Below are 26,234 nucleotides of genomic sequence, written 5' to 3'. Positions count from 1 at the left end.
GAAGCTAAAAAAGTCATTTTAATGGCTTGGGGAGAAAGCAAATCTAATATTATAAAAGCTTCTGTAGAAGATGAAGTTACTAGTTTAGTACCTGCTTCATACTTACAAGAACACAAAAACGCTACCTTTATTTTAGATCAAGCTGCTGGGTCTAAATTGACAAGGATAAATACGCCTTGGTTGGTGGAGAATATAGTTTGGACAGATACACTTACCAGAAAAGCTGTTTTAAGTTTGGCTTTATATTTAAAAAAGCCAATTTTAATGTTGACTGATGCAGATTATATAGAAAATGGAATGAGCGATTTGTTAGCTGATTCTGGTCCTGCATATGACATCAACATAAAAATATTTAACAAATTACAAAATACCATTACCGGTTGGCCAGGTGGAAAACCAAATGCTGAAGATAGTAAACGACCAGAAAGAGCAGAACCTGCAAAAAAACGTGTATTAATTTTTAGTCCGCATCCAGATGATGATGTCATTAGTATGGGTGGTACTTTTAAGCGATTACACGAGCAAGGGCATGAAGTACATATTGGATACCAAACCTCAGGTAATATTGCTGTTGCAGATGATGAAGCTTTACGTTTTGCAAGTTTTGTGGTTGATTATAATGATAAATTTGGAATAGAAAATTCTGAAGCGAATGCAATCTACAAAAAAGCAGCTAAATTTTTAAAGAACAAAAAATCTAGTGAAATAGATACTGAAGAAGTTCGATATATTAAAGGATTAATAAGAAAAGGAGAAGCAAGAGCAACTTGTCATTTTATAGGTTTGCCAGATGTACAAATTCATTTTATGAACCTACCTTTTTATGAAACTGGAGCTATAAAAAAGAATCCAATTGGAGTTGGAGATGTACAAATTACGAAAGATCTAATAGAAAAAATTAAACCACATCAAATTTATGCAGCTGGAGATTTAGCAGATCCACACGGAACTCATAAAGTGTGTTTAGATGCCATTTTTGCAGCCGTAAAAGAATTAAAACCAAAATCTTTCATGAAAGATTGTTGGGTTTGGTTGTACAGAGGTGCTTGGCAAGAATGGGGAATTGATGAAATAGAAATGGCTGTACCAATGGGACCAGACCAAGTTCTAGAGAAAAGAAAAGGAATTTTTAAACATCAATCTCAAAAAGACGGAGTTGTTTTTCAAGGAGCAGATAGTAGAGAATTTTGGCAACGTGCAGAAGATAGAAATAGAGAAACTGCAGAATTATATGACCAATTAGGCTTATCTCATTATGCTGCAATGGAAGCATTTGTAAGATGGCATTTTTAATGTTTTTAAACCTATAGATGATATGATGTCTCTAAATAATAAATTAGACTCTAAAATAGAGGGTTTAAAATCTAAATTTCCATATTTAACACTAAAAGAAGTAGAAGATAACAAGTCTAAGGATGTTTATGAAAGATTCGTTAATTGGACTGCGGGAGAGTTTGATCTCTATCTTATGAACGAATCTGAAAACCTGAAAGTATATTTTCCAAATGGAGAATTTAGAATTAGTAATTTTAAAGATAAAGGTAATAAAGGATTTATAGAAATAAAGGTAGAAGGAAGGTCAGAAAAAATATGTCAGAATATGATGATGAGGTTAGAAAAACTTTTAAACCATGTTTTGAATTTTGAATATAATAAAATATATTAATTATGATACTAATTGCAGATAGTGGATCGACGAAATCTGATTGGGTGGTTTTAGGAGAAAATAAAGAAGTTGTTTTAAAAACAAAAACAAAAGGAATAAATCCACAGCTTCTTAAAGCTTCTCAAATATTTGAAATCATTGATGGAAATAACGACCTTAAAAGTGTAAAAGAAAATATCGATAACGTCTTGTTTTATGGTGCAGGTTGTGGAGGAGAAGACTCTAAATTAAAAATAGAAAAAGTACTCATTAGTTTTTTTTTAAAAGCAAAAGTAAAAATAGAAGAAGATTTAACAGCAGCTGTTCATGGTACTACATCTTCTCCAGGAGTAATTTGTATACTAGGGACAGGTTCTAACTGTTGTTATTTTGATGGTAAAAATATTATTATTCACCAGGCATCTCTTGGGTATGCAATTATGGATGAAGGAAGTGGTAATTTTTTCGGTAAACAGTTATTAAAATCATATTTTTATAACAAAATGCCTTTAGAATTACATGAGAAATTTAAGTCAAACTTTAATTTATCGCTAGAATCTGTTTTAAAAAGTTTATACGAAGATGAAAATCCGAGTGCATATTTAGCTGGTTTTGCTAGATTTTTAATTGAAAATAGATCAAATAACGCTATGGCAAAAATTATAAATGTTGGAGTTTTTGAATTATTTGATAATCTAATAATGTGTTACAGTAAAGAATTAGAACAACATCCTATTCATTTTGTAGGTTCGATAGCTTATTATTTACAAGAAGATATTAAAATAGAAGCTAATAAACGAGGAATAAAAATAGGGTCTTTTGTTAAAAAACCAATGGACAACTTAGTTGCAAATATTAACGACTTTTTCATCTAAATTTAGTATTTATAAGTAATAACTATTAATTTATGGCTAATTAAAGTTATAATTGGTAGAGATACTAGTATTTATGACAAAAAATCTAGTTTGGTTGATGCTATATTAATAACATAAAGATACATAAGAAAATTGCTGTGCTTTAAGTAATGATGTATTGAATATTTAAAGGATCCGGGAAATTATATGCTGTAAAAAGACCTCCAATAATATTATAAGTAATAATTGAAAAACGAAGATAAATAGAATGTTTTAAACTACTGTGTGTTTTTCTTAAAGGATACGTAAAGTTAATACAAAACGATAACTATATTTATTAACAGATAGAAGCTTGTTATCCAGTGTATTGAAGTTTCAAACATTCGTTTTTTTATCTTTTTTATAAGCAATTTTTGATCTTTTGAAGCTATTGCTTTGTTATTTTTTTTTAAATGGATTTTCAATTTTATACTCAAAACTAATATTTACATTTTTAAGGAAATGGCTAATGGCAGTATTCGTTTCAGACTGATTTTATTTATCATTATTTACTATTATTTCAACAGTTCCACCGGTTGTAAATATTTGAATCATAGTTATTAGGAGTTGGTTGTTGTTATTTTCTGAAAATAGTATTTAACTTTACTGAATTAGGTTCTGATGTATTTACACGATCTTTATATTTTATTATAGGGTTTATAGGTAATTAAGTGGTAAAATATTAGGTTAATGTCATTTAAGAAGATTTTAAGAAGGGGGGATTGATTTTATTTTTTCTTTTATTAATGATTTGGGATAGACTTCTACTGGTTGAAATAATTTATTTATAAATGTAAGGTTTTATAATCCGTTCAGCACATTTCCCTGCATTCCGCGAAAAGCTTTATTTCAGGAAAAACGCTTCTCTAAAAAAGTCTTGGATACAACTTTAAAGTCTCCGATTTACATTTCACTTGACCACTTATTCCCTAAAAAATCGGGAAGAGGTCAAACTCTATTTCAAACTACGATTTTAAAGTCAAGTCCGCTTTAAATGCAGAGATACAAAAAAAAATGTTTTCATAATCCGTTCAGCATATTTTCCTGCATTCCGCGAAAAGCTTCATTTCAGGAAAAACGCTTCTCTAAAAAAAGTCTTGGACACAACTTTAAAGTCTCCGATTTACATTTCACTTGACCACTTATTCCCGAAAAAAAGGGGAAGAGGTCAAACTCCATTTCAAACTACGACTTTAAAGTCAAGTCCGCTTTAAATACAGAGATACAGGAAAATTTTGTTTTTATAATTCGTTCAGCACATTTTTCTGCATTTCGCAAAAAGCTTCATTTCGAAAAAAACGCTTCTCTAAAAAAGTCTTGGACACAATTCATAATTCTCGCTTTCCATTTCGCTACCCATTCTGCTACCGCTGAATGGTGCACTTCATTCCTGAGCAAAAATTATGAATGCCTCCGCTACATAGGAACATTCTTTTATCATTTGGTGCCACTTCCTATGTTTTTGTACTTCACACAGATATTTCGATTAAAACCCAGACCTCACTATTTCTTCCTTTTTTGACAGCAAAATACCAAGATTTTGAAGTTGAACAGACTGCATAAACCGTTGTGCTGCGCTTCACTTTTTATAAGTCTTTATCAATTCAAAATAATGAAAATGTATCAGCAACAAAAAAAGGAAACAGCGAAGGCTCTATGGGAAGTAAATCAAAATGAAATCTTATGAAATCATACAAAAACATCAAAAAGGAAGCGGCACCAAAAAAAACAAAAAAGGAAAACGCTCTAGATATAATAAGTAAGTCACTTCAAAAAAAATAATAGCAAACTGTCTGAATAGTTCAGATAGGGTTTAATTAATCTTTAAATATATTATTATGAGTACACTAAAAAACAAAGTACAGTTAATCGGGAATGTAGGAAATGTACCCGAAGTTAAGACCCTAGAGGGTGGGAAAAAAGTTGTTAATTTTTCATTAGCAACGAATGAGTTTTATAAAAACTCAGATGGAGAAAAAGTACAAAATACCCAATGGCATGCTATTGTAGCATGGGGGAAAATTGCTGAAATAGTTGCGGAATATGTTGGCAAAGGAAAAGAAGTTGCTATTGAAGGTAAATTAACGTCCCGTTCTTACGAAACCAAAGAAGGTGAAAAACGATATGTTACGGAAGTGGTAGCAGATGAAATTCTATTGCTTGGTATCAAAGGAGAACAAAATGCTATTGAATAATTAGCAGGTAAAGAGGATGTTCTACCGTATAGTAATGTCCTCTTTTTATTTTAATATAAACTTAAATAGGAAAAAAATGAACACACAACATACAACACTAAAACACGATTTACAATTATTTTCGGGTTCTGAAAATATATATTCACTTCCAATTCTCGGAACAAAATATACAGAAGGAATATTATATTTAGTGAATAAAGCAAATTGCTTTTGGCTTCTTTTAGATGCATCAGGAATTGCAAAAAGTTTACTTGATAAAAGTTATTTTATTACCATCGATTTTAAAAGACTTAATAAGGAAAATCAAGAAACTACAGGTAAGGAAGCAACTATAAATTATGGTGATGGAAATGATACTATTTTAGAATCTCATTCTTATAATTATACAGATTTTCCATTGGATGAATTGAGGTTGTTTTTTATAGACGGAACCTTAATGCTACCAAGCGAATATTAATCAATTTTAAAATTTAAAGTTATGATTTACCTAAATTTTACAGGCTTGAGTGAAGAGGCTCAAAATCGACTTTTAGAAAATTCAAAAAAAGATGTGGAAGAAAAATTTGGCGATGATATTCGCAAATATGTAAGAAAAAATTATACTTGTTTTGAAACTATGATAACGGAAGAAGCACAACGGAATTTGTATTCCTATACGTATGTATTCAATATATAATTTTTTGATTTGAATTATTTGACACCTCTAAGTTTTTGGAGGTGTTTTTCTGTTTATTGAATCTTGTTATATAAAAAAAACGTATCTTTAGATGTCTGAAAATCAGCATTCAATTTTAAGTATTGTTATCCATATTTTTACTTTCGCCGATAACGATACCCATCGAAAATAACATACTGGAAATTCATTTTCTAAAATGGCAATGGGCTTTTGAGCCAGATTGTACGAAAAATTTGTCGCGCTAAAGCGTGACAAAAAGGAGTAGCAAGAGGGTAACACGCTGTGCGATGTTATGGCGTTCTTTTTGTTTTCAAAGAATTGAATATCAGTAAATTACGTATAATTTAATTTATTGATATTCAACTATTTGCGACAAATGACCTGTGAACTCCTGCTTTTAGGAAAGAATTTGCGACAAATCGGCGAATTATGAACTCATTTATCGGAATTAGATTTAAAAAAGAAACAGCAAAACGTTTTCAAAAATTTTCAAAGGCACACTTCAAATCACATACGGAAGCGATGGCAACCATGCTTGATTTTTTCTTCTATAATGAAATTTCTCCAAAAGAAAAATTTGGACCTACAGGTAGGACTATTGAGGCAACTATTAAGAAACGGATTAATGCGGTAATTGCCATTATGAAGGATGTAGAAAAGACACAAACGAAACCTACCGCTGCAATGATTGCATCGCTTTTTCAGGTGCAGGAGCCTACCAAAAAAGGCTTGATTCTAGAGAAAAACGGGATCGATAAAAATAAGGAAATCCGTTTTAAGGAAAAAGGAGATTCAATGAACAACCTATAAAATTTGAGTTATGTATATTACTATTACACCTCAAAAAACAGGAGGTAATTATTCGCAAAGTTCAGCTGATTTTGTAAAGTATTTAGAAAAAGAAAATGAAGGTTTAGATCAAGAAAGTATGGAGCATTTTTTCAATCAATATGATGACGAAATTTCTGCAGAAGAAGTGGTGAGCAGCATTGATAAAAATACGAGGAAACTCAAAAAAAATGAACCTAAATTTTATTCGATTACCGTTAGTCCTTCTAAATATGAATTGAAGAAATTATTAAACAATCATCAAGATTTAAAAAAATATACGAGAGCCATAATGAAAGATTATGTGATTTCCTTCAATAGGGAAATCAATGGGAAACCGATTACAATTAATGATATAAAGTATTATGCAAAAATAGAACAGCAACGAAGATTTAAGGGAACTGATAAACAGGTAAAAGAAAACCAACCGTATGCCACAAAAATATTAAAGCTAAAAAATGAAATCCGGAATATTGAATCGGGAAGGGCAGAAGGTAATATCAATAATTTGAAAAAAGACATCAGAAAATTAGAAGAGCAAGCACCACATGAACAAGGTGGTAAACGAATTGTTCAAGGCATGAAAAAGGCAGGGAACCACAGTCATATTCATATTATTGTGAGCAGAAAAGATGCTTCCAATTCGATTAGCCTTTCTCCAGGAAGTAAGTACAAGGCATCCGAAGTTGAGATGCACGGAAAGTTGGTAAAACGTGGTTTTGATAGAAATCAGTTTTTTGAGAGTGCAGAAAAATCTTTTGACAGAACATTCGCTTACCAAAGAAACTATGTAGAGACGTATACTGCTAGAAAAGACTTTCTCCAAAACCCGAAAATCTATTTTGCCTCACTAATGAAATTACCGACCAATGAAAAAGCATTGGCATTTAAAATAATAGGGAAAGCTGGTATTCCGATGCTACCAACGATTCCTTTTACACAAGCACAATTAGCATTAAAAATATTTAACAAGTTACGTCGTGGTGCAGAAGTAGCTATCAAATCGAGTTCAATCGGAATCTAATTTTAAACCATGCAGCTAGACAATTTCTTAAACATAATTTTAATTATTGGTTTTACCAGTACTCTTTTCTATGGAATGTACCGAATAAGTAAATTCGGATTTATTCTAAATTTTTGTGTGTTGGCTATGCTTGTTTATTTTTTTCACAAAGAAACACCAATCATAATACTAGCACTTTATGTAGTTTGCCCACTCACTTTGATCAATATCGTAATGTATGTGTTTTTGCATAAAACCGATAAACCTAAAAAAGGAAGCACTAAATATCAGGTCAACTTTTCCACTTCTAATGGAAAGTTTAAACTTGAGAACATTAAACGTGGTGCTTCGGTGATTGGTTCTGCCGGAAGTGGAAAGACGGAAAGTGTAGTGTATGGTTTTCTAAAACACTTTAGTAAAGAAGGTTTTTGTGGAGTTATTCATGATTACAAGAATTTTGAATTGACAGAAATAGCGTACCCACTTTTTAAGGATAACGATATTCCTTTTAAGATCATCTCCTTTGATAACATTATCCATCGGGTAAATCCGATTGCGCCACGTTATTTAGAAAATGAGGAAAGTGTAAATGAAGTTTCTAGAGTTTTAATTGAAAACCTTTTAGAACAACGTGAATCTGGAACTTCTGGAACGACAAAGTTTTTTAATGATGCTGCTGAAGGTTTGATTGCTGGAATGATATGGAAATTAAAAACAAGCTATCCTCAATTTTGTACACTTCCGCATTTGATTGCAATTTATCAATATTTGGACACAGATAGCCTTATTCAGTTTTTAGAAACCAATATCACTTCTAGAGCAATGGCGGATGCTTTTATCAGTGGAAAGGATTCAGATAGACAGACTGCAGGTGTAAAAAGTACATTGGCAAATGCGTTGAAACGAATTAGTACGCAGCGTATTTTTATGGTTTTATCGAAGGATGAAGTACCTTTAAATTTGAATAATAAAGAAAATCCTGCAATTATTTCTGTAGTGAATAATCCAAAATTTGAGACGAGCTATTCTCCAGTAATTGCAACGATCATTCATGTAATTACCAAACAAATGAGTGTTCGGAATTCCAAAGCGTCTTTCCTGTTGATGGAAGAAGCTCCCACGATACGTTTATTAAATATGCACCGAATTCCTGCTACGTTACGTTCTTATAATATTGCTACAATTTACGTGAGACAAGATAAAATACAAAACGATATGATGTATGGAGACAAAGCAAGTAATTAAAATAACTTTTTTTAGAGTTAAATTGTATTTCAATACGACAATATCATATTCTTTATAAAGGTAATAAATGATATACAGGCATAAGAAAATTGCTACGCTATAAGTAATGATATATTGAATAATTAAAGGGTCTGGAAAATTATCTATAGGAAGAAAACCTCCAGTAATATTATAAGCTATAATTGAAAATCCAAGATAAACAAAATGTTTTAAGCTACTGTGTGTTTTCTTACATGATACATAAAGTAAATATAAAACGATAACTATATCTATTAATAAATAGAAGAATGTTGCCCAATGTATTGAAGTTCCAAACATTATTGTTTTTTAATCTTTTTTACAAGCAACTTTAGATTTTCCGAACCTATTGCTCTATTATTTTTTTAATAGATTTTCAATTTTATATTCAAAACTAATATTTGCATTTTAAGGAAATGGATAATATTAATATTTGTTTCAGTTTTTTTGGGGAGGATCTACTTCTTCAATAGTTTTACAAATTGTAAGAGTTTGAAGAATAAGTGTTAGGAGTTTATTTTTACCTTATAAATATAGCGTTTATCAATGACTATAAAAAATAATATTGAAAAGTAAGTTTTTATAGCACAATTTATAGTGGAGAAACATAGAGTTATAAATATTTATACGTAATTCTATAATCTCAGAACTTTTGGACTTGATCCACGTTATCTCTTTAAAATCTATTTTTGATTCAATATAAAGAAAAACTGTTTTACTTTTTTAATATCCAAAAATACTCTTCAATAGTTATAAAATTTGGATCTTCAACTACTATTTTTACTTTATGATACCCTTTTTTTAATATATTTGGAAAAACTCCTTTCCATATATGTCTAGATTTTTTTCTTAAATAAGGTGATTTTTTACTGTTTTTATCTGGACTTTTATCTTCTTTCTGAGAACGCTTTATATAGTTAACATAAGGGGCTGTTATTCTTTCTTTTTTTAAACTAATAGTATTTTTATCATCCAATTCTATAGATACATTTGTGTTTTCTGAACCCGAAAAAACATTCACGTAAAATTCATTATTTGTTGATAAAGATGATAATGGTTCAGAATTATAATCTCCTAACCAAATGCTAAACTGTTTATTACTAGGTAAATTAACTCCTTTATATTTTATTTTATAATTACCGTTATTAAAATTAATTTGAAAATATCCTTTTGGGGTTCCACAACTCATTAAAGATAATGGAATTCCTTCCCAATTTTTTTGACCTGTCCACCAGTTTCCGCAAACGGCACCTGCAGTTAATTCGTGAATTGTATTGCCTGAAGACATTTTTATTTCATTTTGAAATACAGTGTGTGTATGTCCAGATAAAACTAAAACTTTTTTAAACGGATTTAATATATTTAAAAGTTCTTGTTTATTTTTCATTCCTACAAGCGGAATGTGTTGACTTATTACTATTGGTTGCTCTGGTTTTACCGAAGCTAAAAGTTCTGATAAAAACTTAATTTGATTCTCTTGATAAATTCCTTTATAGCCATATTTACCTTCGGGAGTAATACTATTTAATGATACAAATAAAATATCATTTTTAAAAAAAGCATAGGTTTCAGATCCGAAATTTTCTCTAAAAAAATTAGATTGATTTTCTTTACCTGCTTTAAAGTTTCTATCGTGATTACCATAAACAACCCAAGAAGGTTGTTCTATATCATCTATTAATTTTTTTAAAGGGGTAAACAGTTCTGGAGAATCGTTAACCAAATCTCCTAAATAAATACTAAAATCGTAATCTTTTCTGTTTAACAACTCCGTCATTACAGATTGAGTTGCTTGTAATAATTCTTTATCGTCTCCAACTTGAATGTCTCCAATGGCTAGAAACGTAAAGTTTTTTTTCTCTTTAATTTTTTGTAGTTTAAATTCTACTTCAATTGTAGAGTTTAATTCTAAATGTTCAGGTACATTAAACCACCATTTTTTTCTATTAGAATATGTGTAACCAGATGGTAAAATAGGAAAAAGAACTTGTCCTTCTTTTGCAGGTATTTTATATTTTCCTTTTTTATTTGTCATAACAATAGTATCTCCATTAGATACCATTACCTGTTTTAACCTTTTATTTTTAACAGAAACAGTTCCGTTTACCCAAGTATCATTTGTTTGAGCATTCGATAAAAAACTGATGAATAGAAAATAAATAGTTACAAATTTTATATGGGTCATTTTCATAGTTTTGTAAAATTAAATAAGCGAAGTTATTACCTCCGCTTATTTACTTTATGAATAGAAATAATTTTTAAATTTAATTCTCAGGAGAATCAAATTTATATAAGTTTATTACATCATTTGCTACATAAGAAGCGTAAGATAACCCATTAGGAGCAACTTCAATTTTTAAGTCACTAGCATCTGCATCTGCAAATACTACAGGTGCTCCCCAGTTATTGATATCTGTATCAAATTGTAAAAACACAGGTGTTTTATTGTCATTTTGATAAAATAACATTGCTGTATTGTATTTATCTACAGCAAGATCAAAATCTCTAGTATTACTTGTTACAATTAGATCACCTATAGTACTCCAAGTAGATGCTTCTGCATCATATTTTTTAACTCTTAATTGATAATCAGTATCGTCTCCGTTATCTTCTGAGTATGCTAAATATACATTGTTATTTAGATCTACATCAATAGAAACATTGTAATAATAAATAGTGTTTTCTTCACTTTCTTTCATTTTATCTGCAAGGGTTGTCCATACTCCGCTTTCATATTTATAAACAGAAATAGCTTGTCCTTCTCCATAATCTAAAACAGCAAGATAAATTACGTCTCCAATTACTTTAGTTTTTACTTCTCTAGCTAATCCAGTTCTTCCTGTAATTGTAAAATCAGACCAAGCGCCAGCAGTATAAGATCTAGCAAAAACGCTTCTCCTATTGTCATCTCCACTTGCATCATTGGTGTAAAAACCATATAATGAATTATCACTAGTAATAGCTACAGTATTTGATCCTGCTTTTACATCTGTATAAGGAGAGTTACCAACATAACTCCAAGCACTATTTTCGTAAGACATAACAGAAGCTTGTCTAATATCTGTATATTCTAAAAAGCTAATATAAGGTGTACCTGTTGTACTAAATTTTAAATCTACAGTACTTGCTCTGAAGTCAGAAAAATCTGTTGCACCAGTTCTATTCCATGAAGTTCCATCAAAACTAATTAAGTTCATTTTTTGATCGCTACTAGAATCTCTATCACTAATATAGGCAATATAAGGTGTTGAGTTTGTTGGGTCTATTTGTAATGCAGTTTCTGTAATTGTATCTTCATTATAGGTAGATAATAAACTCCAAACTGAACTAGTTAATTTCCCTACTGTAACAGTATAAATTTTATTACTAGTTTCTTCTGAAACTAAATATTCTACTGATGCAGAAAAATTATTAGCTGTTGTTCCACTTGTTTGATTTACAGCTCCAACCTTTACTACGTCTCCATCTGTGGTAGTAAAACGTGCAACTAATGATGTTAAATCTGTTTCACTTGGCAATGAAACACTAATGTTTGTAGTTGATAAATCATCTACAATATAATCTACAAATAGAGTTGTAGCATTGTCTTCTGCATAAAAACCGAAACTAGTTAAGCCAACTTCTGCTGGTATTATTTCTTCTGCAGGATCATCTGAACTACAGCTAACTGTAAGTGAAAATATTGCTGTTAAAGCAATTAAAAATTTGATTGTTTTTGTCATAATACTAAAAATTTAAATGGTTAAAATTAATTCTCTTTTGGGTGTAAGACCGCCTTTATTTTAGGGGTTTTAATAAAATATTTTTTTGTTGTTTTTCTTATGTCTTTTTCTGAAGTTTTATGAATTAAATTCTCATAATCATAAACGGTGTCCCAATTTTTAAATTGATTAAAATAAAAATTACGTATGTTTTTTGTCCAGAATGAATTCTTTTGTTTATCAATATTAAAATTACTGATAAGGTTTGTTTTTACCTTTTTTAAATCTTGATTAAAATCAATTTCTCCAGAAGCAATTCCATTTAATATAGACTGAACTTCCACACTAATAATTTCTACATCAGAAGGTTTGCAAACTAAAGCTATTGTTTGTCTGCTTAATGGTATAGGGTGCTTTGTGGCACTAATAGAAACAGAAACACTATAAACAACACCCATTTCTTCTCTCAAGCGTTTGTTTAGTTCTAGTTTTAAAACAGCTTCTAAAATTTGATTTTGTATTTCTACATTTTCAAAATTTTGTAATTTATTATCTTGTTGGTAGATTAAAGAAAAAGTTGACTTTGGAGATTCTCCTCCGCTTCTTATAAAGTTTATGTTTTTCTTAATTATAGGTTTTGGCTTGTATTGGTATGAATTATCTACATTTCCTTTAGGTATACTGGCTATATATGTTTTTATATATGGTAAAATATCTTCTAAATCTTTATTTGAAATAATAGTTAATACATAATTATTAGCAGTACCAAAAAAAGAATTATAGATAGGAATAATAGAATTGACATTTAAGTTTGTTTCTATGTCTTGTTTTGTTTTTGGAGATGTTGTATAATCTTTACCTCTAATTAAATATTTAAGATCTTCTTGAAATAATTCTTTTTCTGTTTTTTTATCTTTAGTAATATTAAGAATAGAAGCTTCTTTTAATTTATTAAAAAGCGTAGTATCTACTCTTGGTTTTGTAGCTTTTAAATAAAATAATTCAAAAAGTGTTTTAACATCTTTAATTTTTGCACTTCCAAAAAAACCTGATCGTGTTTTATCTATTAAAAATTGAATTTTAGCACTATTTCCCGCTAAGAAAAGACTTAATGCTTCTCTAGAAAAATTATCATAACCACTCATAGAAACGGTCATAGCAGTATATTGAGCATTTAAATAATTAATACTATCCATAGCATAAAAACCACCTTTTCTAAAACCTGCTAATAAAATATCATCAGTATTCGTTAATGATTTTTTATAAATAATCTTTGCTCCGTTATCTAATTGTATTTCTTGAGCATTTATTTCAGGTATTGCCACAATACGCTTAATACTTCCTGTATTTGGTGTGGTTTTTAATAACTTTTTAGGGACAAAGAAATTATTCTGATAAGCGATTGTTTTTTTAGTTTTAAAATCTTGTATCGTTTTTAAAAGTTCTTTTTCCGTAGATAATTTTTTTGAATTTTTACTATTTGTAGTTATTAAGTATTGAAAGGGTGCTTCTGTTTTATTTTCTTTTAAAGCTTTTAAAAGCTGAACCGAATCTATCCTTGAAAAATAATTTTCCATCAACTTGTATTCATCTTTTAAAGAAATAATCATATTTCCATTAAAAAAATCTTGATGCATTTGTTTCATCATTCCTGATGCGGATATTGGGTTTTTATCATTTAATGTTCTTTTAAAAGAACTTAACATTGTTTTTTTTACTTTTTCTATTTCTAAATCGGTAAAACCATGTTCAAAAATTTGTTGAAAGTGTGTATTAAATTCATTAATACCTTCTAATGTAGTATTAGGTTTTAAGGTTACTGAAGCTAATAAAACACCTTTAGATTTTAAAAAGTTACTAATATTAATACTTCCTTTTTTATAACTGGTAGTATTAAAAGATAGCTTTCCTAAACGAGCATATATTAACTTATTAAGAACATTACGTGTTAAATAGGTATTATAGTCCTTTGTAGTTTTTACATTTTTAAAAACATCTTGAAGCTGTATATAATTTAATTCTGTTTTTTTTATAGATTTATCACTGTAAATAATTAAACTATCTTTTTGGAAATTTTCTATTTTACCTAAAGTAACTGTAGGGAATTTTGAAGGGATTTTAGAAAATTTTTCTATAATTATTTTCTCTATTTCAATAGGGTTTACATCACCAGTTATAGCTACAGCAATTAAAGAAGGATCGTACCATTTTTTATAAAACGCTTTTAATTCTTCTAACTTAAAGTTCTTTAAACTTACGGTATCTCCAATTACTGTTCTTTTACTATAGATAGAATTGTTTAGCAAAGTGTTTAAAAATACTTGTCCGTTTTTATTTTTAGGCGATTGTTTAGAAAGCCATTCAGATAAAACGACTCCTCGCTCTTTTTCTACCTCTAAAGAATCTAACAACATTCCATTTACCCAATCAGACATAATGGTTAATGTAGAATCTATTACAGAATTTTGTTTAGTAGGTATTTTAAGTTTGTAAATAGTTTCTTCAAAAGAAGTGTGTGCATTTAAATCGTGCCCAAATTTTGCTCCTTTATTTTCTAAAAAATCTATTAATTCATTAGACTTAAAATGTTTAATACCATTAAAAGCCATGTGCTCTAAAAAATGAGCCAATCCTCGCTGCTTTTCTGTTTCTTGTAAAGAACCTACTTTTACAAACAATCTAAAATTTGCTTGTCCTTTTACTTTATCTGTCGGATAAATATAATAGGTTAAACCATTAGAAAGTTGCTTTTTTACAAGTACAGTATCTTGAACTAAACTTTGAGAAAAGCTAGTTAAAGAAATAAGGAATATGATAAGACTTATGAAACGCATTAATTAACTATTTATTTTTTGTAATATTAATTCACTTTGATTTGCATCTGGTCCAGGAAAACCAATGTTTATGTTTAAATTATTGGATTCTAACTTAATCTTTAATGTATTGTCTTTTGTAGCATCTAAATTATTATCTAACCATTGTATTTGAATAGGTCTTCTGTAAATTCCGATAGGAAAAACTAAAGGATATTCGGTTGTTAAAATTTTAAAATCTACGCCTTCTTTAAGGCCATCTCCAATAATAATAGAATAATCTAACAGCATATCTTTATCCAATGGTTTTGAACTTAAATAAATGTAATAAGAAACAATATCTTTTCTATTAGAGTTAATGTTAGTGATTGAAATATTATTAAAGTTTATATGAACAAATGGCTCATCAAACACCGTAATTTCTTCTTTGTTACAAGATGTTAGTGTAATAATTACAACCAATATTTGTAGTATTATTTTTTTCATGGTTTTTATTTTTAATTAATAATTAACATCAATATTTTAATAACCTTCATTTTGTATCATACTTGTATTTACATCCACTTCCTTTTGAGGAATAGGCAATACAAATAAGCTATTTGGATACAATACTTCTTTTACTGTAGATGTTGAATTATCGTCACGAATAATATCTTGTTTTGTTCTTGTTAAATCATATAATCTATTTCCTTCAAAACATAATTCCTTCGATCTTTCTTTTTCTATTAAAACAGCTAAAGTTTCTTTGGTGTTTTCTGAAACAGTAATCTCACTTACATTCTTTTGATAATTACGAGCTTGTAAAGTTTTAATATCCTCTATTGCTAAATCAATATTATCTAAATTATTATTTGCTTCTGCTCGGATTAAATACATTTCAGACGTTCTTAGAACAATTATGTTATAATATCTATCGTTAATATCGGTATCTGTTTTAGCATATTTTAAAGTTCCAGAAGTGTCTTCATTTAATAATTGTAACCTTAAATCATCTTGGTTTTCATTTAAAAGAGTTATTAATTTATCGCCTGCATAACCTAATGGAGTTCCGTAATCGTAAAAATCGATAATTTCTGGTTCTTTTAATTTTCCATTTAATTTAAAAAGTGATTCATCATTTTCTATGGCGTATAAAAACATGTTTAAGTAATCGTCTCCCTCAGCTAACGGAGTAGAAGTAATTGCTAAAGAAGCATAGTTAGCAGCGTTTGTCCATTCTTCCATATATAAATATACTTTGGCTAACAAGCCATGTACAGCATTTTTAGTCGCGTAATAGCTAGATCTAGCGCTTATTTCGTCTCCATAAATTTCTTCAGAATCTTTTAAATCTTTTAAGATTTGCGCATAAACTTCACTTACCGTATTTCTGGCAACATTATCATCAGAACTAGGAGTGTCGGTCAATACAGGTATTCCTAAATGGCTAGCATCTGCTGTAAAGTTATAAGATTGTGCATATACTCTAACCAAATCAAAATGGATCAATGCTCTTAGAAACAAAGCTTCAGCTTTTATAATTCTCAGTTCATCTTCGTTTTCGGGGAACTCTTGAAGAAGTGAAGGTTGGTATTTTATAATATTATTTACATTTGCTAATGCTTCAAAAGCATTGGTCCAAATACGACCAACCGCAGTTATTTCTTCTTCTGGGTTTGATGAATAATTATATTGAGATGTCATAGATGTTTCTCCTACAGTATTTACCTGTAGCATATCTGAAGCTACGTCTGGGTATAACATAAATTCTTCTCCGTAATATTCGTAAACAGTAGCATAAGCTCCTGGCACTGCACCTCTAATTCCATCCATATCAGAAAAGAAAACAGGAGTTGTAGATTTTCCAATGGGATTAATTTCTAAAAAATCACTACAACTATTTAGTAAAACAAAACTGAAAATTACAACAAGTGTTTTTATATATTTCATGTCTTTATTATTTAAAATGTTACGTTTAAGCCTAAAGAAATTTCTGTTTCTAAAGGATAACCACTTATATTATTTTTGTAAGAATTTCTATTAGATTTATCATAAGGTGTCCAAACCAATAAATTATTACCTATTAATGATGCGCTCATGGATTGCAAACCTAATGACTGAACTATTTTATTATTAAATAGATAACTAAAAGATGCGTTTTGAATTTTTACATTCGTTTTACTATATAAAAAACGAGTAGAGTTTCTAGTAGAACTTGTAGTAACTCCCCAAAGTGATATTGGTGCTAAAGCTAAATCTCCTTCAGATTGCCATCTGTCTAGTTGGTTTATAGATTGATTTTCATCTCCAATATTTAATCCATCCGAATTTACATCTCTAGCAAAAGTACTAAAGCTGTAACCTCCAATAGTATATCCAGTAGTGATGCTAAAGTTGAGTTTATTTTTATAAGAAAATGTATTTGTCATACTTCCAAATAAGTCTGCTTCTTCAGTTTTATTAGCCACTCTATTATCTAAACTGAAATCTTTAGTGATGTTTCCTTCTGTATCATACCACATTGGATAACCGTCTTGTGGCTCTACGCCAGCCCATTCTATTAGATAAAATGTTTTTGTACTTTTCCCAATTTCTAGTCGATAGTTACCTATGTTTTTAGGGATATCTTGGTATAGCGCTAGTAACTTATTTTGGTTGTGACTAGCAATGATTCTTGTATTCCATTTAAAGTTATTGGTTTGTATATTTTTTGACTCTAAAGTAACTTCTATTCCTTTGTTCTCAATTTCTCCTAAATTTCTAACTAGGGTAGTGGTACCAGTTGTTCTAGAAGCATCGAAATTACTAATTAAGTCTACAGTTTTGTTTCGATAAATCTCTGTACTTATATCTAAGCGCTTGTTAAACATAGCTACTCTAAGCCCAAGGTTTAGTAAATAAGTAGTTTCCCAACTTAAATCTGGGTTGGCACCTGATGATATACCTGCCCCTAAATCACCTCCATATTGGTAAGAATCACTCACTGAATAAATTCCGTCAGGATCTTGAGTTCCAAAGCGAGAATTACCATTGGTTCCGTAACTAGCTTTTATGTTTAAAATATTGATTAAATTACTATCAAAAAATGCTTCTTTATGAATGTTCCATGACGCTCCGGCTGATAAAAAGTTGGCACGTTGCACATTTGCACCAAAATTTGAGTTCCCATCATTTCTACCATTTAGAATTAAATTGTAACGATCATCATAACTATAACTTAATTGGGCTAAATAAGAAGATTTAGTAGTTTCGCTTTCACTACTTGAACCGTCTGAAAAAGCTGCCAAACTTACTGTTCTTATATGGTCGTTTATAAAACCATTACCCCAAGCACTTGTTGAGTTGTATTTGTTTGCTCCTAATTCAATCCCTACAACACCCGATATTTGATGTGAGCCAATTTGTTTGTTATAGTTTACTCTGTGAATAGTATTCCAATTTAAAAAGTTAGCAGATGATGAATTAGCATAACCATCGTATGTAAATGTTACGTCGTTTCCAGACCAATTATACATAGAATTATAGCGTTTTTCATTATAATTATTATAATCAACACCAAACTGAGAACTTAAAGTTATATCCTTATTAATTTGGTAATTTAATTGAACGGCACTTTTAAAAGAAAAAGCATTTTGACCGTTGTCATTTTGTTCACGTTCAGCAACGCTATTAAAAAATCTTTTTTCAACGAATCTTGGAGAGCCATCAGGATTATTTCCTTCTACAATTTTATAGTATTGTCTAAAAGTACCATCTGCATTGTAAGGAGATATTATAGGCAAGTTCTCATAATAATCTGAATTAGGAGTAAAAGTAGAATTGATATTGTAAGAACCTAATAGGGTAAAATCTAAACTCAGTTTGTCTGATATATTAACAGTGTTGTTAGAGTTTAAGGTAATTCTTTCTTGTTTGTTACCTTTTACGGTCATGTTATTTGCAAAATAGGATCCGGAAATACGATATGTAGCTTTTTCACTACCTCCGGAAGCAGATAAGTTTATTTGAGATGTTGAGCCAACATCAAAAAACACATCATACCAATCTGTATTTGTGGTAGAATAGGCATTCATATCATTATCCGTAAAAGGAAAATAGTTAATATCATTACCAGCATTTAAAAAAGATTCTTTTGCTAAATCTAGGTATTGTTCACTATTTAAAACCTTAAACTTTGAATTTTTATTTATAAATGAAATACCAGATCTTAAGGACACATTTAATTGAGTTTTATTTGGTTTTCCTTTTTTTGTAGTTATTAAAATAACTCCATTTGCCCCATCTGCTCCGTATATAGTAGTTGCAGAAGCATCTTTTAAAACCGTCATCGATTCAATATCATCAGGGTTTATAAATGATAATGGACTCACACTTGTTTCTATTCCTAAAATCATGTTTGTATTGTTCCCTGTATTAATAGGTATACCATCTAAAATCCACAGTGGTTCGTTAGAGGCAGATAACGAAGCTTCCCCTCTAATAGTAACCGAGTATCTTGGTCTAGAACTATCTGCACCATTACTTTGTGGATTTACTTCTAAACCAGGAATTACTCCTTCCAGTATTTTATCTACACGCTGTTGCGGTAAATTAACAATATCTTCCGATTTTATTTGATATGCACTAGATACTAAGTTAGATTTCTTTTGAGCTGTACCGTAATTACTCGTTACAATAACTTCATCTAAAGATTCTATATCTTCTTTTAAAACTAAGTTTTTTACACCAGAAGCAGTAATTACTATTTCTTGGTCTAAAAACCCCATACTTAAGACTTTAATAGTACTTCCGTTTGGTATTTCACTTAGTTTATATTTTCCATCAAAATCTGTAACGGTCCATATACTAGGATCTTTTTTCAAAACAATAGTAACTCCACTAATTGGTGCTCCAGTTTCATCTGTAATAGTTCCGGAAATACTAAATAATTCTTGGAAAAATCTACTAATCATATTTTCCTTTTTTTCTACATGGTATAAAACAACTTGTTTATTAATAATTTTATACTTTATAGTAGTATCCGTTAGTATAGATTCACATAAGTCTGTTATCGTTTTATCTACAACGTTTAAACTTACTTTTTTGTTCAATTCATCTTTTTTTAAACCAGATTGAATGAAAACAAAACTTGATTTACTTTCTATCTCTTTAATTATTTCTTTAATAGAAATGTTTTTTAGATTTAAAGTTAATTTTTCTACTTGAAAATTTTCTGTAGCGGCATATGAACTAGCTAGGTTTATAAATATTAGAAAAGGTAGCAGGTATAGCACCTTTTTATTTACTAATACTATATTGTTAAGCTTGATTAAAAGAGTTTTTTTCATTCTAAAATATTTCTTATTAAACTTAAATATGATTTATTAAATGTTATTCTGTATTTTAAAAGAACTGTTAGACAATGTTGATAGTGTTTCTAATACATCTTCTAAATTAGATGATAAATAGATTTTACCTGTACATTTTTTATTGATTAGCTCTTTTTTTGTGTCTGAAAAGGTTACATTGTAGTACCTAGATAATTCTATTAAAATTTCTTCTAATGGTTTGTCATCAAATATTAAAAACCCATTTTTCCAAGAGGTATAAATTTCTGTATCTACATTTGTCTTAATTAGTTTTGATGCTGTTATATCTAATGATTCACTAGGAAGCATTTCTGCTTTCATATTGTCTATTGTAGAAACACCAACAGATCCTTCTACTAAAACAACTCTTTGTTCCTCATTATCTTTATATGCTTTAACATCGAAAGTAGTTCCGTAAACATTTACATCAAAGTTTGATGTTTTAACATTAAAAGGTTTTAGCTTATTCTTTGCTACTTCAATATAAATTTCACCCTCTAAATAAATCTCTCTTTTATTTTTATTGAATTTTGAAGGAAATTTCACCGTAGAACCAGAGTTAACCCATAATTTAGAACCATCAGCTAAAACTAATTCAGTTCTTTTTCCAAAAGGAACTTTTAAAATATTATAGGTAGTAGAATCACTTCCTTTTAAGTTCTTTCCCTCAGCATTAATTGTTCCTTCTTTACTTACCGTTAATGTTTTTTTATTTGAAAGCGTGAATGTTTTTCCGCTGGCTATTAACTCTATTTCTGTTTTTGCTAAGGATTTTTCTACAAGAATTTTAGGAACTTCTAAATCTGTGGGTGTTGTGTTGTAAACTTTTATTAAAATCAAGATTAAAGCACATGCAGCTATTGCTGAGTAAAATTTACGTTTTCTATTTATTTTGATTATTTTACTTTTTTGAGTAGCTTCAAAAATACGTTTATGCAATGCTTCTTTATCACTCTTTTGTAAAGACGAAGGATTCAGTTTTATTTTTTTAAATGCTTGTTCAGCATTTTGAAAATGAATTTTGTCTTCTGGGTGTTTACTCAAGTGTAAATCCCAATGTTTTATAGACTCATTATCTTTAAAAAGCATAAAGAGTATAAATTTTTCATTTTCTAAAAAATCTTTTACAGTCATTTAATTTTAATAATTTATTTATGTCTTTATTCTTTTAAGTAAAGACTACATATACTACACGGATGTGATGTTATTTCATCACCTACTTAAATGTTAATATTATGTTAAAGGTAGTGTTCTTGAAAAAAGGTTTGAAAAAAAAATAATATTAATTATCTTGTAATTTAGAGGAAGGGTAGTTTAAAAAAAGATAAAAATTACCTGCATCGTTTTTTCGTAATTCCTTTAATGCTTTTAATATGAGGTTTCTGCAAGCAGGAATAGTAATTCCAAGAATCTCTGAAATTTGCTTGTAACTATAATTTTGAGTGTATCTGAAATATATAATTTCTCGCTGTCTAGATGTTAGTTTTTCTAGAACCTTTTCAATTTTATTTTTTAAATATTTTTTAGATTCTTTCTCTAATATTAAATCTTCTACATTTATATCTAACCTAAAGTTTAGGTCCTCTGCCTCATTTTCGTAGGTTAAAAACTTATTTGATCTTCTGTATTCATCAAAAAGTTCATTTCTCAAACTTTTTAGTAAATAAGCTTTGGTGTTTGTGGTGTAATTTAATTTTTTATTAAGTAGGATTTTTTGAAAAATATTATGAATGGCATCCATAACTAAACCACCATCAAATCCAAGATGTATTCCATATGAGTATAAATCATCTACATGTAATTTATATATAGTCTCTATGTTATCCATAAATTAAAAACTTATCATTTTTTGTTTTCACTAGAAAATCAACATTTCTTTACGATTAAACAACCATTATTAAAGTTGTTGTGCTTTTTTCTAAAAAAAAAATAAATATAGGTAGTATATTATAAATTTCAATAAGTTTACTTGTAAATATTGAAGAGTATCGTCTATTATTTTCTAATAACTAAAAAATGGAATAAAGAAGAGAGAACCTAGGCTGTTATATTAAATGTTTACAGAGGTATTAAAATAAGGTATATTTTTTTTTAGAAGAAAATTGAGACAAAGACAAGCTGATTCAAATTCTTATTACAGCAATTAATAATTTTTAAGATGATATGTATTGTTTTGGGGTAAAGAATAAAAAAAATCAATTTGTTGTACCTATGTTGTACCTAAACAAAAAAAGTCAAGATATAAATCTTGACTTTCCGTACTATACTTGTAGCGAGAACGGGATTTGAACCCGTGACCTCAGGGTTATGAATCCTGCGCTCTAACCAACTGAGCTACCTCGCCATTGTTTTGAGGCTGCAAATATAGTAGAATTTTACGAACTGGCAAGAACTGTTTTAAATTTTTTTTAAAAAGAATTAATAACTATCTTGTCAACCTAAGAAAATAATAATGGATAAAATAAAATTCGAACTAGAAATAGCTATTCACGCATCCCCTCACATGTTGTATCAGTACATCTCATCACCTTCTAATTTACAAGAATGGTTTGCAGATAAGGTAAACTCTAGAGGTAAAGAATATAGCTTTACTTGGGAAGGAGAGGAAGAGATTGCAGAATTGATCACAAAAAAAACAGATGATAGAATCCGTTTTAAATGGGTAGAGAGTGAAGGAGATGATAGTTATTTTGAAATTAAGATTCAAGTTGATGCATTAACTAAAGATGTTTCTTTAATTATTACAGATTTTGCTGATGATGAAGATGAAGTAGAAGAGTCTAAACAACTTTGGGAAAATCAAATTGATGAATTAAGACACACCATTGGTGCTTAAGTTTTAGCCTTTCTTTTGCAACAGTATTATTCAGTTAAATACTTTGTATTCTTTGTGGTTTAACACATATTATTAAAATATAAAACTCAACATTATTGTTGAGTTTTTTTATGCTAAAATATTTTAAAAAGCATTAATTTTGCAACTCTAAAAAAATGTATTTATGATTAACTTTAATGGAGCGTTAATAGATCCAGAAAATATAAAATTATCATCAGAAAATAGAGCTTTTAAATACGGTGACGCCATTTTTGAAACTGTAAAAGTGATGCATAAAAAAGTGGTTTTTTGGGAAGATCATTATTTTAGATTAATGGCCTCTATGAGAATGTTACGTATGAAAATTCCTATGGAGTTTACGTTAGAGTTTCTAGAAAAAGAAATTTTAAAAACGGTTGCTGCACAAGGAGAAGGTGCTACATATAGAGTGCGATTAAATGTTTTTAGAAAAGACGGTGGTTTGTATACGCCTAAAACTAATAAAATAGATTACACTATAGAAGCTACAGAAAGTTCTTATCAGATAAAGGACTCTTATTCTTTAGATGTTTATAAAGATTTTTACAATTATTCTGGGCTTTTATCAACCATAAAAACCAATAATAGAATGTTGAATACTTTGGCTAGTATTTTTGCAGAAGAAAATGAGTTAGACAATTGCATTTTATTAAATGAAAAAAAGGGAGTAGTAGAAGTTACTAATGGAAATATATTTGTAATTAAAGGAAATGTTATTAAAACGCCAGCATTAACTGAAGGTTGTATAAAAGGTATTGCCCGTAATAAAGTAATTGAGATTTTATCTAAAAACAAAGATTTTACGCTAGAGGAAACTTCAATATCTCCTTTTGAAATACAAAAAGCAGACGAAGTGTTTATTACAAATGCAATTATAGGGGTACAACCAGTTACTGGATATAAGAAAAAAGTATTTACTACAGAGATTGGAAAGAAAATAGCCGGTAATTTAAAAGTATTACAAATTACGGGTGTTTAATTTAAATTAAAATCACTGGGGGCATTTGCCCAAAGCTTATAATTGCCTCCTTTTTGTAGTAATTTATTTTTCCATAGGCTTTCATCGTCCATGGAAAAAATATTTTCGAAATCATTGTCACCTACAAACCATGAATTTTGATTCATTTCTTGGTCTAGTTGTTCTTTGCCCCAACCAGAATATCCTAAGAAAAAACGAATATCAGATGCTTTTAAGGTGTCTGTGTTTAATAAATCCTTTAAACACTCAAAACTTCCTCCCCAAAATATTCCGTTAGCAACTTCTATACTATCCGGGAGTAGTTGTGGTACTTTATGTACAAAGTACAAGTTATCTTGTTCTACAGGACCACCTTGATATACTGGAAAATTACAATCAATTTCTGGCAACAAATCATTAATAGTATACTCTAAAGGTCTATTTAAGATGAAGCCAACAGAATTACTAGAAGTGTGTTCTGTTAATAAGACTATAGTTCTATTAAAGGCGCTATCGTTTAAAATAGCTGGTTCTGCAATTAATAATTTACCTTTATTTAGTTTCAAATTTTTGATTTAAAATAGTTATGTTAAATATAATAAAAATTTTCATAAAAAAAAGCCCTCTTAAAAAAGAGAGCTTTTTATATACTTTAAAACTATATGTTTTAGTTTACAGCGTCGCTTAAACCAGCTCCAGCTTTAAATTTAGCTACGTTTTTAGCAGCAATTTCAATAGTTTTTCCTGTTTGAGGATTTCTACCAGTTCTAGCAGCTCTGTTAGAAACAGAGAATGTACCGAAACCAACTAATGCAACTTTATCACCACCTTTTAAAGCAGAAGTTACATTGTCTGTAAAAGATTCTAATGCCGCTTTAGCTGCTACTTTAGAAATTCCTGCATCAGCAGCCATTGCATCGATTAAATCTGACTTGTTCATAATAAATAAATTTTTTAAAATTAATTGTATATTTTTTGCTTAATAGCTTAACAAATATAGATGGATTAAGGGTTTACGCAAATTTGAGTGCATAAAAAGCACCTTTTTGTTAATAAATATGTGTAAATTGTTAATAAAGGTAGTTGGAAATAACGGAAATCTGTAAAAACCTTACAGATAAAGGCTTTAGAAGACATTCGCTTCAGAAGAAAAATTATAGCCATTTAGTAAACTTTTTGCATCCATTTTTTTCTTTCCAGATAGTTTTATTTCATCAATAATAATGAAACCGCCATGAACAGCTACTTTTAATTCTTTTTTGGTGGCAATTATTTTACCAATTTCAAAAGCATGAGCTTCTTCTAAAATTTCTTTTCTAATGGCATAGATTTTAGCAGTTATTTTTTCTTCTTCATTTTTAATGATAGTCCAAGCTGCCGGAAAAGGGTTTAAACCTCTAATTTTATTATAGATGTTGTCTAAAGAATCTGTCCAATCTATTCTACAATTTTCAGGATTCAATTTAGAAGCAGATTTTTCTTCTAAATCTGGTTGTTTTGTCGTGGTTACTTTTTCCGTAGCAATTAGGTCTATGGTCTTACCAACTAAATCGGCTCCTAAAAACATTAATTTATCATGCAACGTACCAACTGTTTCTGTTTCTGAAACCGCTATTTCTTCTTGTAAGATGATTTCTCCAGTATCAATTTTATCATCAATAAAAAAAGTAGTTACACCTGTTTTAGTTTCTCCATTTATAATTGCCCAATGTATGGGCGCTGCACCTCTATATTCTGGTAATAAAGAAGCGTGTAAGTTAAACGTACCATATTTAGGCATTTGCCAAACTATTTTTGGTAACATTCTAAAAGCGACTACAATTTGTACATCGGCATTTAAGTTTTTTAATTCTGTATTAAAATCTTCGTTTTTTAAATTGGTAGGTTGCAAAATTGGTAAATTTACCGAAGTTGCATATTTTTTTACTGCAGATTCATTTAATTTTCGTCCGCGCCCTGCTGGTTTGTCTGCAGCTGTAATAACACCAACTACATTATAATCATTTTCTACCAAATGCTTTAAAATAGTAACAGCAAAATCTGGAGTTCCCATAAAAACAATACGCATATCTTTCATA

21 protein-coding genes, 1 tRNA gene and 1 pseudogene are annotated in these 26,234 nt (G+C 29.3%); 11 read left to right on the top strand and 12 right to left on the bottom strand.

Features of this window, described 5'->3' with window-relative positions; translation table 11 throughout:
* The 9 genes and pseudogenes from GQS57_RS15110 to GQS57_RS15070 form a co-directional block, all read left to right on the top strand.
* A partial coding sequence (locus GQS57_RS15110; protein ID WP_165733697.1) for a PIG-L family deacetylase occupies positions 1–1,293 on the top strand: 1,293 nt, incomplete at its 5' end.
* Positions 1,294–1,315: 22 nt separating this feature from the next.
* On the top strand, positions 1,316–1,666 hold the full coding sequence (locus GQS57_RS15105; RefSeq protein ID WP_165733696.1) for a hypothetical protein: 351 nt from the start codon (positions 1,316–1,318) through the stop codon (positions 1,664–1,666).
* Between the two features lie 2 nt (positions 1,667–1,668).
* Complete coding sequence (locus GQS57_RS15100) at positions 1,669–2,520, top strand: N-acetylglucosamine kinase (RefSeq protein ID WP_165733695.1); 852 nt, start codon at positions 1,669–1,671, stop codon at positions 2,518–2,520.
* A gap of 1,856 nt (positions 2,521–4,376) precedes the next feature.
* Positions 4,377–4,733 (top strand): single-stranded DNA-binding protein, encoded by a 357-nt coding sequence (locus GQS57_RS15095; protein ID WP_165733694.1) that lies wholly within the window; start codon positions 4,377–4,379, stop codon positions 4,731–4,733.
* 76 nt (positions 4,734–4,809) lie between these two features.
* Complete coding sequence (locus GQS57_RS15090) at positions 4,810–5,190, top strand: DUF6876 family protein (protein WP_165733693.1); 381 nt, start codon at positions 4,810–4,812, stop codon at positions 5,188–5,190.
* 21 nt (positions 5,191–5,211) lie between these two features.
* The gene (locus GQS57_RS15085) at positions 5,212–5,409 is read left to right on the top strand and encodes a hypothetical protein (RefSeq protein WP_165733692.1); all 198 of its coding nucleotides are present in this window, start codon (positions 5,212–5,214) and stop codon (positions 5,407–5,409) included.
* A gap of 429 nt (positions 5,410–5,838) precedes the next feature.
* Positions 5,839–6,219: a BfmA/BtgA family mobilization protein gene (locus tag GQS57_RS15080; RefSeq protein WP_165733691.1), complete on the top strand. Its 381-nt coding sequence runs from the start codon at positions 5,839–5,841 to the stop codon at positions 6,217–6,219.
* Between the two features lie 10 nt (positions 6,220–6,229).
* On the top strand, positions 6,230–7,261 hold the full coding sequence (gene mobB, locus GQS57_RS15075; protein WP_165733690.1) for a MobB family relaxase: 1,032 nt from the start codon (positions 6,230–6,232) through the stop codon (positions 7,259–7,261).
* A gap of 9 nt (positions 7,262–7,270) precedes the next feature.
* A pseudogene (locus GQS57_RS15070) lies at positions 7,271–8,479 on the top strand (type IV secretory system conjugative DNA transfer family protein); the annotation flags it as partial.
* Positions 8,480–9,218: 739 nt separating this feature from the next.
* Here the strand turns inward: GQS57_RS15070 and GQS57_RS15060 are convergent.
* The 9 genes from GQS57_RS15060 to GQS57_RS15020 all read right to left on the bottom strand — a co-directional run bounded on the left by GQS57_RS15060 (position 9,219) and on the right by GQS57_RS15020 (position 22,688).
* On the bottom strand, positions 9,219–10,688 hold the full coding sequence (locus tag GQS57_RS15060) for a calcineurin-like phosphoesterase C-terminal domain-containing protein (protein ID WP_165733689.1): 1,470 nt from the start codon (positions 10,686–10,688) through the stop codon (positions 9,219–9,221).
* A gap of 79 nt (positions 10,689–10,767) precedes the next feature.
* On the bottom strand, positions 10,768–12,225 hold the full coding sequence (locus tag GQS57_RS15055; protein ID WP_165733688.1) for a hypothetical protein: 1,458 nt from the start codon (positions 12,223–12,225) through the stop codon (positions 10,768–10,770).
* 26 nt (positions 12,226–12,251) lie between these two features.
* The gene (locus GQS57_RS15050) at positions 12,252–15,038 is read right to left on the bottom strand and encodes a M16 family metallopeptidase (RefSeq protein ID WP_165733687.1); all 2,787 of its coding nucleotides are present in this window, start codon (positions 15,036–15,038) and stop codon (positions 12,252–12,254) included.
* 3 nt (positions 15,039–15,041) lie between these two features.
* A complete protein-coding gene (locus tag GQS57_RS15045; RefSeq protein ID WP_165733686.1) occupies positions 15,042–15,503 on the bottom strand; it encodes a hypothetical protein in 462 nt (153 codons plus the stop codon).
* 36 nt (positions 15,504–15,539) lie between these two features.
* Positions 15,540–16,946, bottom strand: a complete 1,407-nt coding sequence (locus GQS57_RS15040) for a RagB/SusD family nutrient uptake outer membrane protein (RefSeq protein WP_165733685.1) — start codon at positions 16,944–16,946, stop codon at positions 15,540–15,542.
* Positions 16,947–16,957: 11 nt separating this feature from the next.
* Positions 16,958–20,323, bottom strand: a complete 3,366-nt coding sequence (locus GQS57_RS15035; RefSeq protein WP_165733684.1) for a SusC/RagA family TonB-linked outer membrane protein — start codon at positions 20,321–20,323, stop codon at positions 16,958–16,960.
* Between the two features lie 36 nt (positions 20,324–20,359).
* Positions 20,360–21,478, bottom strand: a complete 1,119-nt coding sequence (locus GQS57_RS15030) for a FecR family protein (RefSeq protein ID WP_165733683.1) — start codon at positions 21,476–21,478, stop codon at positions 20,360–20,362.
* Positions 21,479–21,626: 148 nt separating this feature from the next.
* A complete protein-coding gene (locus GQS57_RS15025) occupies positions 21,627–22,172 on the bottom strand; it encodes an RNA polymerase sigma factor (protein ID WP_165733682.1) in 546 nt (181 codons plus the stop codon).
* A 442-nt stretch (positions 22,173–22,614) separates the two neighbouring features.
* Positions 22,615–22,688, bottom strand: a tRNA-Met gene (locus GQS57_RS15020).
* A 108-nt stretch (positions 22,689–22,796) separates the two neighbouring features.
* On the opposite strand from GQS57_RS15020, the gene GQS57_RS15015 reads away from it, so the two are divergent.
* Both GQS57_RS15015 and GQS57_RS15010 read left to right on the top strand, forming a co-directional pair.
* Entirely contained in the window at positions 22,797–23,180 is a 384-nt protein-coding gene (locus GQS57_RS15015) for an START-like domain-containing protein (protein ID WP_165733681.1), read from the top strand.
* Between the two features lie 163 nt (positions 23,181–23,343).
* Positions 23,344–24,177, top strand: a complete 834-nt coding sequence (locus GQS57_RS15010; protein WP_165733680.1) for an aminotransferase class IV — start codon at positions 23,344–23,346, stop codon at positions 24,175–24,177.
* Here GQS57_RS15010 and GQS57_RS15005 read toward each other — a convergent pair.
* The 3 genes from GQS57_RS15005 to fmt form a co-directional block, all read right to left on the bottom strand.
* Complete coding sequence (locus GQS57_RS15005) at positions 24,174–24,731, bottom strand: YqgE/AlgH family protein (protein ID WP_165733705.1); 558 nt, start codon at positions 24,729–24,731, stop codon at positions 24,174–24,176. The genes GQS57_RS15010 and GQS57_RS15005 overlap by 4 nt on opposite strands.
* Positions 24,732–24,823: 92 nt before the next feature.
* Entirely contained in the window at positions 24,824–25,096 is a 273-nt protein-coding gene (locus GQS57_RS15000; RefSeq protein ID WP_068449845.1) for an HU family DNA-binding protein, read from the bottom strand.
* A 186-nt stretch (positions 25,097–25,282) separates the two neighbouring features.
* A complete protein-coding gene (gene fmt, locus GQS57_RS14995) occupies positions 25,283–26,233 on the bottom strand; it encodes a methionyl-tRNA formyltransferase (protein ID WP_205860280.1) in 951 nt (316 codons plus the stop codon).
* Position 26,234: the final 1 nt, after the last annotated feature.

It is taken from the genome of Polaribacter sp. 20A6 (assembly GCF_011378915.1).
GTDB lineage: Bacteria > Bacteroidota > Bacteroidia > Flavobacteriales > Flavobacteriaceae > Polaribacter > Polaribacter sejongensis.
The sequence above is the reverse complement of the archived record's forward strand: the minus strand, read 5'-3'. Positions and strand labels throughout refer to the sequence as shown.